8 protein-coding genes and 3 pseudogenes are annotated in these 10,351 nt (G+C 61.2%); 10 read left to right on the forward strand and 1 reads right to left on the reverse strand.

The window, feature by feature from the left end; translation table 11 throughout:
* Positions 1 to 765 (forward strand): SRPBCC family protein (locus ACOOGG_RS00520; protein ID WP_420431190.1); only part of this gene is annotated, 765 nt, incomplete at its 5' end.
* 478 nt (positions 766 to 1,243) lie between these two features.
* Positions 1,244 to 3,103, forward strand: a complete 1,860-nt coding sequence (locus ACOOGG_RS00525; RefSeq protein ID WP_420431192.1) for a hypothetical protein — start codon at positions 1,244 to 1,246, stop codon at positions 3,101 to 3,103.
* Between the two features lie 237 nt (positions 3,104 to 3,340).
* On the opposite strand, the gene ACOOGG_RS00530 is transcribed toward ACOOGG_RS00525, so the two are convergent.
* Positions 3,341 to 4,540 carry an ISL3 family transposase gene (locus ACOOGG_RS00530; protein WP_420431194.1) on the reverse strand — a complete coding sequence of 400 codons (1,200 nt, stop codon included), beginning with the start codon at positions 4,538 to 4,540 and terminating at the stop codon, positions 3,341 to 3,343.
* 195 nt (positions 4,541 to 4,735) lie between these two features.
* On the opposite strand from ACOOGG_RS00530, the gene ACOOGG_RS00535 reads away from it, so the two are divergent.
* The 8 genes and pseudogenes from ACOOGG_RS00535 to ACOOGG_RS00570 form a co-directional block, all read left to right on the forward strand.
* On the forward strand, positions 4,736 to 5,122 hold the full coding sequence (locus tag ACOOGG_RS00535; protein ID WP_420431196.1) for a hypothetical protein: 387 nt from the start codon (positions 4,736 to 4,738) through the stop codon (positions 5,120 to 5,122).
* Positions 5,123 to 5,260: 138 nt separating this feature from the next.
* Positions 5,261 to 6,415, forward strand: a pseudogene (locus tag ACOOGG_RS00540) (ISL3 family transposase); the annotation flags it as partial.
* A gap of 145 nt (positions 6,416 to 6,560) precedes the next feature.
* The gene (locus ACOOGG_RS00545; protein WP_420431198.1) at positions 6,561 to 6,836 is read left to right on the forward strand and encodes a transposase; all 276 of its coding nucleotides are present in this window, start codon (positions 6,561 to 6,563) and stop codon (positions 6,834 to 6,836) included.
* Positions 6,837 to 6,844: 8 nt separating this feature from the next.
* Positions 6,845 to 7,435, forward strand: a pseudogene (locus ACOOGG_RS00550) (IS3 family transposase); the annotation flags it as partial.
* Between the two features lie 55 nt (positions 7,436 to 7,490).
* Positions 7,491 to 8,888: an IS30 family transposase gene (locus tag ACOOGG_RS00555; protein WP_420431200.1), complete on the forward strand. Its 1,398-nt coding sequence runs from the start codon at positions 7,491 to 7,493 to the stop codon at positions 8,886 to 8,888.
* A gap of 61 nt (positions 8,889 to 8,949) precedes the next feature.
* Positions 8,950 to 9,195: pseudogene (locus tag ACOOGG_RS00560) on the forward strand (integrase core domain-containing protein); the annotation flags it as partial.
* 103 nt (positions 9,196 to 9,298) lie between these two features.
* Positions 9,299 to 10,141, forward strand: a complete 843-nt coding sequence (locus tag ACOOGG_RS00565; protein ID WP_420431202.1) for a nitrilase-related carbon-nitrogen hydrolase — start codon at positions 9,299 to 9,301, stop codon at positions 10,139 to 10,141.
* A gap of 10 nt (positions 10,142 to 10,151) precedes the next feature.
* Positions 10,152 to 10,351: aminotransferase class III-fold pyridoxal phosphate-dependent enzyme (locus ACOOGG_RS00570; RefSeq protein ID WP_420431204.1), on the forward strand; the 200-nt coding region annotated here is incomplete at its 3' end.

Here is a 10,351-nt window from a genome sequence, read left to right on the forward strand (position 1 = left end):
GCCCCGTTCAATTTGGGGGAGCGAACCCTGACGGCGTGCTGGACCATTCCTTTGGCCGGCAACTGGAAGACCACGGTGGACGCCTTCAACGAGGCCTACCACTTGGAGGGTCTGCATCCCGGCCTGCGGGGTTTCATGGATGCCCTCAACACCACCTATGAGCTGTGGGACCGGGGCCACTCCATGATGAGGATCCCCTTGGGGATCGGCTCTCCCCGGTTCCCGGAGGCCGACCAACACGAGGTGGCCCGAGCTTTCGTGGAGAACTACGGCACCATGTTGGGACTCCAGCCCGGCGATTCGGTGGACTTGGCCGGTCGGAGCGCCCGGGACTGGGCGGTGGGACTGGTTAGGGACAGGGCTGCGGCCGAGGGGGTGGACTTCAGCCACTACACCGACGAGCAGATCCTCGACGACTACCACTATCTGGTGTTCCCCAATGTGGTGCTGAACGTGCACAGCGACATGTTCACCATCTTCCGGGCCCGCCCCGGTGACCACGCCGGGCACTCGCACTTCGACTTCTGGCTGTTCCACCGCCTGGGCGATCGAGCAGGCTCAGGCCCGCCTCCCGAGATGATCCACTTCCCCGAGGGGACGGTCATTGCCGAGGTGGTCAACCAAGACCTCGACGGCATCGGCCGGGTCCAGGCCGGAATGGCCTCCAACGGCATCGATGAGTTGATGTTGGGCGACTTCGATTGTCGCCTCGTCAACATGCACTCAGAACTCGACCATATCCTGGCCCTGAGAGGCGAAACCTGATGCATGTGTTGGTCTTGATGGCACATGGAAGGAAGTCGATAGTGCATGGATGGAGATCCCCCTCGTTTCTCGCACTTCATTTCCACCAAAGTCCGTTTCTGCCAGATTTTTCTTCCTTAGTCACGGTTACAGCTGTGCCTGTTATGCGACGAGTTGCGTTGAAGGGTCGATCTCTATGTCGGTGAGACCGCAACATAGATACGACAATCCAGAGCATATGCGAATCGATACATTCGGGGTTTATATACGTGACTAGCCAGCAGATTCCTGACCTGCTTGAACGTCTCTCAAGGCAGAAGCCATTACCCCAGGTCAGACACTTTTTGGCTAGTCAGGTATATAAGCGCCATACATTCAGTATCCCTTCCAGCTGCCATTCACTACTATGAGTCAGCAAAGGCTTAGTTTTACAGACACAGGTACGGCCGCACTGCTAATGATATTGGCAGCATTGGGGTACTCCTTCGTACCCTTAGCGGTGGACAAGATCGGGCACGACAACGACCCTTTTATTGCTGGAGCTGGGTTCGCTATAGGAAAATCTATTGCGGTAGCATTATTCTTGGCAGTCTTCGGACGGAAAATGTTATTGACAACGTTAGCAAGAACGGTCATTAGATCAAGATTGATGCGATATACCCTGCTACTAGGTGCGGTATCGCATTTTGATTATAGCTTATATACATGGGCAACGTATTATGTAGACACCGCTGTCGCTTCTGTCTTCTTTGAATTGTATCCCATAGTGCTTATCTTCTTCATGGCGCGTCTACTCGGAAAGATTGATGGTAGAGTACAAAGATATCGTCGTCTGAAGACACATACAATCGTCACTTCGTTTATAGCGATTTTTGGACTAGTGTTCGTGATTCTCAGCCCAACCGGCAGCTTCAATGCGTCACCCGATATATCTCAGCGATCTTTGGCCCTTGGGTTGCTATTGGCAATGGCAACTACTCTGATTGGCGGATTGACTGCGTTTCACTTTGTCTGGGGAGAAGAAGTGGCAGCTAGAATCATAGAAAAATCGGAGGATGAACGGCCCCGTCAATCAGCGGAGCTAATGTGTGGAGTTCTGAGCTATTGTATCGGCAATATTATTGTGACTCCGATTAATTTGGCTGTAGGACTAAGGCGAACCGATAGCATACATATGGAATCTTTTGGGTGGACCGTTCTGGCAGGAGCAGTGTTAATGGGGTGCAGTTCTCTGTTCTTTCGAAAGTCCAACCTAATGACCGACAATCTTGGTGTGAATTCTATAACCTATCTGACACCGGTGTTGGGATTACTGTGGCTTTCTCTGTACACGGATATTGACGTCGCAAGATTTGACTACTTTGCGATGGGGGCAACGGCAATAGTAGCTGCGAATCTTCTAATCAACGTTGACCCTGAAGAACAGTTCGGAACTGAGGCAAAGATTGGATTTAGGTCGCTCATTGTGTCACTCTGGATTTTTGGAGTGTTCGTATATTTGAGGGACGAAATACTTGGAGAGTGGGCCGCCATAGACTTTGCCTGGAAAGATTCCGAATATTGGGGAATGCTGGGATTATCCACCACTATCTTCATTTTGATACTTGTATTCAGAGTGTCTAGATTAGTGGACCGAACGGCCTACGAGGATAGATTATTTATATCATTGTTCCGTAAATCACAGTCATTGATTGACAGCGGATCGGCAAATATTGATCGGAGTATACTTGATGACGTTATGATGATCGACATTTCCACTTCCAAACGCAGAAGTAAATTGTCGCAGTCGTCTTATGCCGATTATGAAAACAGTGACCCCTTACTTGACGCCTATTTGCGCGCCAGTTCAAAATTGGACGCAGGTGAACGCCATGCGAGAGATAGTAGCAAGAGTGACATTCAGGGTGCGGTGGACTCCATAACTGAAATTCGTATAGATCTGGATTCACTGGTTTACAGTAAACAACATGGACGAGAATTTGGTGAACTGGTTGCGCTTGCCGTGTTTGCATGTATATCTGTGTGTCTTATTACGGCAGTCAGGCCTAGCGAATCGCTTTCTGGGTGGAACGGATTTGTCGTTGAAATATTTGCCGTTATGTTTGCTTCAGTTATAGTATTCTTACTTTTTAATTTTGTTGATATGAGTCGAGAGCGCGACACTTCAACTTTCGAAAGGCGGGGAAGAGCACCCAGAAGTACTTCGTTGCAACCAAACGAACAAAGGGTACCCATCTACAGTTATGGAGTATTTTTTAGGACTCCCTATCAGCTTAGAGTAGAACGATTTGTCTCGGCCTCTGTGGGTTTTGGAGTTATGGTGGCTTTTGGTGCTTTATTCTGGTTCAAATGGCTTTAAGTTTACCGTGTGTGGTGCGTGATTGTGTGGGCCCTATATGTCCATCTAGATGCGCAGGAGTTCCTGTGGGGCGTTTGGAGGATAAGGGAGGAATCGAGCCTCGGTTAACTGGCTCTACGCGACGAAGCTGGGACGTCGGGTTCTGATTTTTGTGACGGGTTGAGTTTCGCGTGGTTTTCGTCCGGCTGCCATCAGGATTCGTAGCCGGTAGTTGTGCAGGTTGCGGAAGCCTCTGGCTTAGCGTTTGATGTCTTTGATCTTGGCGTTGGCTGCTTCGGTGCGGCCGTTGTGGGTGCGGGTTTTGATGCTGGTTTCGATCTCGTCGCGCCATCGTGTGAGGGTGGTGGCGAGGCGGAGCAGCTCGGGGCCGGACTCGGGGGCGGCGCACCAGGCGATGGCGTCGTCGAGGCGGTGTTCGCCTTGTTCGGGGTCTGTGGTTTTGAACACGGACCGGACCTTTTCTTTGGCCGTCCAGCAGTCGGCGACCTCGTCGTAGGGGTCGCCTTGGTCCAGGGCCTGTTGCAGGCGCATGCGGCCTTGGGCGTCGAGGCGCTCGGCTCTTGTCAACAACAGTTTGCGGATGCCGTAGAGGGGGTCGCCTTTTCGGCCGCGGTGGCCGGTGGTCTCGGTCTGGGTGCGCTGTCGGCACTTGGTGATCGCCTGGTTCGCCAGGCGCACGATGTGGAACGGGTCCGCGGCGATCTTCGCTCCGGCCGGGAGGCGCCCGGCGCCGATCTCGTGCTTGACGGCGCTGCGGTAGCCCTCGTGGGGGTCCACACAGACGACCTCTACCGAATCGGTCCACCACCGGGGCTGTTGTTGGAGCCATTGCTGCAGGTCAGCGGCGTCTCGCCCGTCGAAGACGTCGATGACCTGGCCGGTGGCGGCGTCGACCGCGGCGGTCACGAACCGCCGGCGGCGGCGGGCGGCCGATGCCATGACGGTCTCGTCGAACCCCGCCCGGGCGACCGGGTCCACCCGGGCGGGATCGCCGGCCCGCTGGCGGGCGGCGGCCTCGACCGCTGTCCACACTGTGCGCCACCCCACGCCGAGGCGGCGGGCCAAAGACACAACCGACCCCTCCACCGCCGCCAGCCTGTCTGTGGCCCACCGGACCGCCCCGGCGGTGAGCACCCGCCGCGGGCCGGCGAGCTCGGACTGCTCGGTCCAGGCCCTGATCGCGCACCCGGTGTTCGCGCAGGCCCACACCCTTTTGTCCCACAACACCCGCAGCGGTCGCCCGCCCGCTGCCGGGGCACCGCGCAAAACCACCTCCCGGCGCCCCTTAGACCGGGCCCTGTGCCCGCACCCATCGCAGAACACCCGCTGCCCATCGGGGGTCTGCACCCCCACCACGACCTCCCCGCCCTCCTCGACAACGCCGGACACCTCGAAACCGGCCGCGCCGAACCCAACCGCTGCACTACCTTGAACCACCAGGGGCCTCCTGACTCTTGGACTAACTGATCAGTCACAAGAATCGGCAAGGCCCCCACCTCAGCGGCGGACCCCCACAACCACCCCGGTCCCAGCTTCAACGCGAAGACCCGGTTAACTCCACTGGTGGTCGCGACAGTTCGGCCATGATGGCCGGTTGTAAGAGTCAGAGACCGACCGGTGGAGGTGTCCAGTATGGCACGGCGTGTTTGCTCTGAAGAGCGCGCTTGGATTGAGGTGTTGTCGGTTGGGGGGTTCAGTGACGCGGAGATCGCGAAGCGGCTGGGCAGGGACCGGTCGACGGTGTGGCGGGGGAAGAAGTGCTGCGGGGCCGGTGCCTATTGCGCTGTTGGGGCGCATGCCGGTGCCGACGCGGGGGCCAAAAGGCCCAGGGCGCTGAAGCTGGCAGCCGACGCCGGGTTGCGCCGGGAGGTGCAGCAGCGCCTTGATGAGCGGCTGTCGCCCCACGCCATCTCGGCCGAGCTCGCCCCGCTGGGCCAATTCGTGTGCGCGGAGACGATTTACCGGCTCTACGCGTTGAAGCGGGGACTGGGGTGTTTGTGGGGGTCTGCCACTGGGTGAGGGGGCCTCGCCGGTTCTTGTGACTGGCAGAGTCCAAGAGTCGGGAGGCCCCTGGTGGTTCAAGATGGTTCAGCGGTTGGGTTCGGCGCGCTCGGGTTGGAGGTGGCCGGCGTCGAGGAGGTGGGCGGCGAGGTGGTGGTGCGGGTCCAGTCCCCGGGCGGGCAGGCGGTGTTCTGCGATGGTTGCGGGTACCGGGCCTGGTCGAAGGGGCGCCGGGAGGTGGTGTTGGGAGACGCTCCTTTCAGCGGCGGGCGCCCGCAGCGGGTGGTGTGGAACAAGAGGGTCTGGGTGTGCCCGGACGCCCGGTGCTGTGTCGGGTCTTGGACCGAGCGGTCCGACCTGGTGGGGCCGCGGCGGGTGCTGGCCGGGCGGGCGGTGGGCTGGGCTGTGGGCAGGCTAGCCGCTATGGAGGGGTCGGTGGCGTCGCTGGCCCGCCAGCTCGGCATCGCCTGGCACACGATGTGGTCACACCTCGCGGCCTCAGCCGAGCAGGCCTCAGCCGGCGCTCGCCGGTTTGGGCCGGTTGTCGAGCTGGGCTTCGACGAGACGGTGATGGCCTCAGCCTCGCGGCGCCGGCGCCGCCGGTTCATCACAGCGGCGGTTGGCGCGGTCACCGGGCGGGCCGTCGACGTGTTCGAGGGCCGAGAAGCCGCTGGCCTGCGCAGATGGGTGTCGCAGCAGGCGCGGGAATGGCTCCGGGCCGTCGAGGTGGTCTGCACCGGCCCCTGTGAGGGCTACCGCAGCGCCATCAGGTCGCTGCGCGGCGACCGCCTGCGCGCAGACACGCGGATCGCGGTGGACCCCTTCCACGTCGCCAGACTGGCGAACCAGGCCCTCGACCGGTGCCGCCGCCGCACCCAGAACGAAACCACCGGCCACCGGGGCCGCAAAAGCGACCCCTTCCACGGAGCCCGCAAGCTGCTGTCGACGGGCGCAGAACGCCTCGACACCACCGGCTGGGAGCGCCTCCAACAAGCCCTCGACGCTGGCGATCCCCACGACGAGGCCGCCGACTGCTGGGAGGCCGAAGAAAAAGTCCGGGCCGTGTTCAAAACCGGAGACCCCGGCCAAGCCGCCGAGCGCCTCGCCGACGCAATCGCCTGGTGCGAAGCCCCCGAAACGGCCCCCGAGCTGCACCAGCACGCCCGCACCCTCAAAAGCTGGCGAACCGAAATCGCGACCAGCATCGCAACCGGCGCCCACAACGGGCGAATCGAAGCCGCCAACGCAAAAGCCAAAGACATAAAACGCCCAGCCAGAGGCTTCCGCAACCTCAACAACTACCGGCTCAGAATCCTACTCGCCACCGGCCAAAGAACCGGCCACACTCAACCCGCCACAAAAGTCAGAACCCGACGTCCCCGCTTCAACGCGAAGACCCGGCTGAGGTTCCCCCTTTTTCGTGGAGACATGCTCTATAAGGAGAGTCATGCCACGAATGCGAAGAAAGTTCGATCCGGAGTTCCGTGCGGGGGCTGTTCGGATCGTCAACGAGACCGGCCGGCCGGTGGCCCATGTGGCCCGGGAGCTCGGTGTGAACGAGGGCACGCTGGGGAACTGGGTGCGCCGGGACGCCGCCGAGCGGGCCGGCGGGCTGTCTGCAGACGAGCGGGCCGAGCTCGCCGGGCTCCGCAAGCGGGTCGCCGAGTTGGAGATGGAGCGTGATGTGCTCAAACGATCCGTGGTCGGCTGGGTCAACGAGGCCACTCGATGACAGCTGGTATGGCTGGGTTCATCGATTCCCAAAGGACCGACCACGGTGTGCCTCACGCGGTGTCATGTCGGGCGCTGGGCATCGCGCCCTCGACGTTCTACAAGCACCGCAACCGGCCTGTTACCGCCCGGCAGCTCCGCCGACAGGTGACAGATGCCGAGGTGAAGCGGGCGTTCGAGGTGTCCCAGGGCACCTACGGGTCGCCCAGGGTGAGAGCCCAGCTGCGCCGCGATGGGCTTTCGGTGTCGAAGACCACGGTGGAGGCATCGATGGTCCGCCAGGGCCTGTGCGCCCGACCCAAACGGCGCTACAGGGGCCTCACCAGCCAAAACCCCGGCGCCGCGGCCCCATCGGACTTGCTGGGGCGCGATTTCACCGCCCAGGCGATCAACCAGAAATGGTGCGGGGACTTCAAAGAGGTCCCCACCGCCGAGGGCAAGGTGTTCTTGGCCACAGTCGAGGACCTGTACTCGCGGCGCATGCTCGGCTTCGCCACCTCCAACGACTATCCGACCGCCGAGCTGGCCAAGCAGGCCATCAACATGGCCCTCGCCGCCCGAGGCGGCGATATCAAAGGCGTGATCTTCCATTCCGACAAGGGATCGCAAGCCGGATTCAACCGGTCGTCGCAACACCCTGTGGTGGAGGTGGTGTGTGGTTCGTCGTCAGCAGGCAGCAGATCGAGCGATTCGGCCGAAGTTGGGGTCGCCCGGTCATCCGAAGTTCCAGCGGCATGTCGAGGCTGCGTTCTGGGCCGAGATCGCGAAGGGTGCGCTGCCCGAGGAGGCGTCCGCTGTTGCCGGTGTTGCTCAGGCCGTCGGCGGCCGGTGGTTCCGCGATGCTGGCGGCATGGCGCCGTTCGACATCCGCAAACAGCCCTCAGTCCGCTACCTCTGTTTCGCTGAACGCGAGGAGATCGCGTTGCTGCGCGCCCAGAAGAAAGGGGTGCGTGAGATCGCTCGGGCGGTCGGTCGAGACCCCGGGACGATTTCTCGTGAGCTGCGCCGCAACGCAGCCACCCGCAGCGGAACAATCGAGTATCGGGCGTCGGTTGCTCAATGGAAAGCCGACATGGCGGCACGACGGCCCAAGGTCGCCAAGCTCGTGGCCAACGAGCGGCTGCGCGCCTATGTCGAAGACCGTCTCGCCGGCAAGATCAGCAGCCCCGGGAGCGGAGAAGTTGTGGGTCCTGCAGCGCCTCGATGGACAGGGTTGAACAAACCCCATCGCAGAGACCGGGCGTGGGTGCGGGGTTGGAGCCCCGAGCAGATCGCAAACCGGATCAAAGTCGACTTCCCCGATGATGAGTCCATGCGGATCAGCCACGAGGCCATCTACCAGTCGCTCTACATCGAAGGCCGAGGCGCGCTGAAACGCGAACTCGTGTGGTGTCTGCGCACTGGGCGGGCGTTGCGGGCGCCCAGGGAACGATCACGTCGCAAGACCTGGGCTCATGTCACACCCGAGACCCTCATCAGCGAACGCCCGGCCGAAGCCGAGGATCGTGCCGTGCCTGGACATTGGGAAGGAGATCTCGTGATCGGGCTCGAGCGCTCAGCGATCGGCACCGTGGTCGAGCGGACCACCCGGTTCACGATCCTGGTTCACCTGCCCCGAGAACCCGGCTACCAGCACAAGAGCACCCGCAAGAACGGGCCGGCGCTCGGCGGCTACGGCGCTGCCACGATGAAGAACGCACTGAGCAAATCGATGAGCACGCTGCCCGGACAGCTTCGCCGATCGCTGACCTGGGACCGAGGCAAGGAACTCTCCGCTCACGCTGAGTTCACCGTCGAGACCGACATCCCCGTGTTCTTCGCCGACCCGCAATCGCCATGGCAGCGCGGCACGAACGAGAACACCAACGGCCTGCTCCGCCAATACTTCCCGAAAGGCACCGACCTAGCGAGATGGCCCGCGGAAGAGATCGAAGCAGTCGCCAACGAGCTCAACGCCAGGCCCCGCAAGATCCTCGGTTGGAAAACACCGGCAGAAGCCCTCGACGAACACCTACAATCTCTCGCACAAGCAGGTGTTGCGACGACCGGTTGAATCCGGCCAATACACGTCCGAAGCCTTCGCCAAAGCCTGCCGGCGGCTAGGCATCTCCCGCTCGACAGGCCGCACCGGCAACGCTTTGGACAACGCCCCGGCCGAGTCGTTCTTCTCCACACTCCAACACGAGCTCATCGACCGGCGCCGCTGGACCACAAGAGCCCAAGCCCGCCAGCACATCGCCATGTGGATCAGCGGCTGGTACAACCTGCGCCGGCTGCACTCCGCAATCGGAATGGTCCCACCGGTAGAATACGAACAAGCCCACACCCCCGATCCTCAAAAACAACATCTCCACGATTAGGGGGGAAGCTCACGGATAAGGATGAGGGGTTTATTCCGCAGAGCCGTGTTGTTGGAGCTTGCTACGTTGAAGGTGCGGTTCGACGGAAGATTGGAGGTGCCCCATGTCGGATGTTGTCAGGGCGGCAATCGTGCAGGCCGCGTGGACGGGTGATCAGGAGTCCATGGTCGAGCAGCACGAGAAGTATGTGGCCGAAGGCGCAGCGGCGGGCGCCCAGGTGATGTGCTTCCAAGAGCTCTTCTACGGCCCCTATTTCTGCCAGGTGCAAGAGCCCGAGTACTACAGCTACGCCGAGGCCATCCCCGATGGCCCGACCACCAAGCGATTCCAGGAGATCGCCGCCAAGCACGGCATGGTGTTGGTGCTGCCGATGTATGAAGAGGAGCAGCCTGGGTTCCTCTACAACACCGCGGCGGTCATCGATGCTGACGGTTCCTATTTGGGCAAGTACCGCAAGACCCACATCCCCCAGTTGAAGGGCTTTTGGGAGAAGTTCTACTTCCGTCCCGGCAATCTGGGCTATCCGGTGTTCGACACCGCGGTGGGCAAGGTCGGGGTCTACATCTGCTATGACCGGCACTTCCCCGAGGGCTGGCGGGCCTTGGGCCTCAATGGCGCCCAGATGGTGTTCAACCCCTCGGCGACCAGCCGGGGCCTGTCGTCATATCTGTGGAAGCTTGAGCAGACGGCGTCGGCGGCGGCGAATATGTACTTCGTTGGGGCCATCAATCGGGTGGGCATCGAGCCGCTTGGCGAAAACGACTTCTACGGCACTTCTTATTTCGCCAACCCCCGGGGCCAGTTCGTCGAGGATCCGGCGTCAGACCAACAAGAAGAGCTGGTGATCCGCGACCTCGATCTGGCCATGGTGGACGAGGTGCGAGCCCAGTGGGCCTTCTATCGCGACCGCCGCCCCGACATGTACGGACCGCTCACAGAGGCGTAAGTCGAGAGCAGTGACCACCAACGCCGAGCTCCACCAGCGCTACCAGGCAATCCTGCCCTCGTATGTCAAGCCGCTGTATGCCGAGCCCATCAGCATCGAGCGCGGTCAGGGGAGCTACGTGTGGGACGTTGAGGGCAACCGCTATCTCGATTTCTTCGGCGGCGTGCTCACCACCATGGTGGGGCACAACAACCCCGCGGTCACCGCAGC

The organism is Candidatus Poriferisocius sp. (genome assembly GCF_965214065.1).
In the GTDB taxonomy this organism is placed as follows: Bacteria; Actinomycetota; Acidimicrobiia; order Acidimicrobiales; family Bin134; genus Poriferisocius.

What these genes read in the sequence shown, in the direction of transcription:
- ACOOGG_RS00535 (WP_420431196.1), top strand. Translation starts at nt 4,736, where the DNA reads ATGGCACGGCGTGTTTGCTCTGAAGAGCGCGCTTGGATTGAGGTGTTG.
- ACOOGG_RS00545 (WP_420431198.1), top strand. Translation starts at nt 6,561, where the DNA reads ATGCGAAGAAAGTTCGATCCGGAGTTCCGTGCGGGGGCTGTTCGGATC.
- ACOOGG_RS00565 (WP_420431202.1), top strand. Translation starts at nt 9,299, where the DNA reads ATGTCGGATGTTGTCAGGGCGGCAATCGTGCAGGCCGCGTGGACGGGT.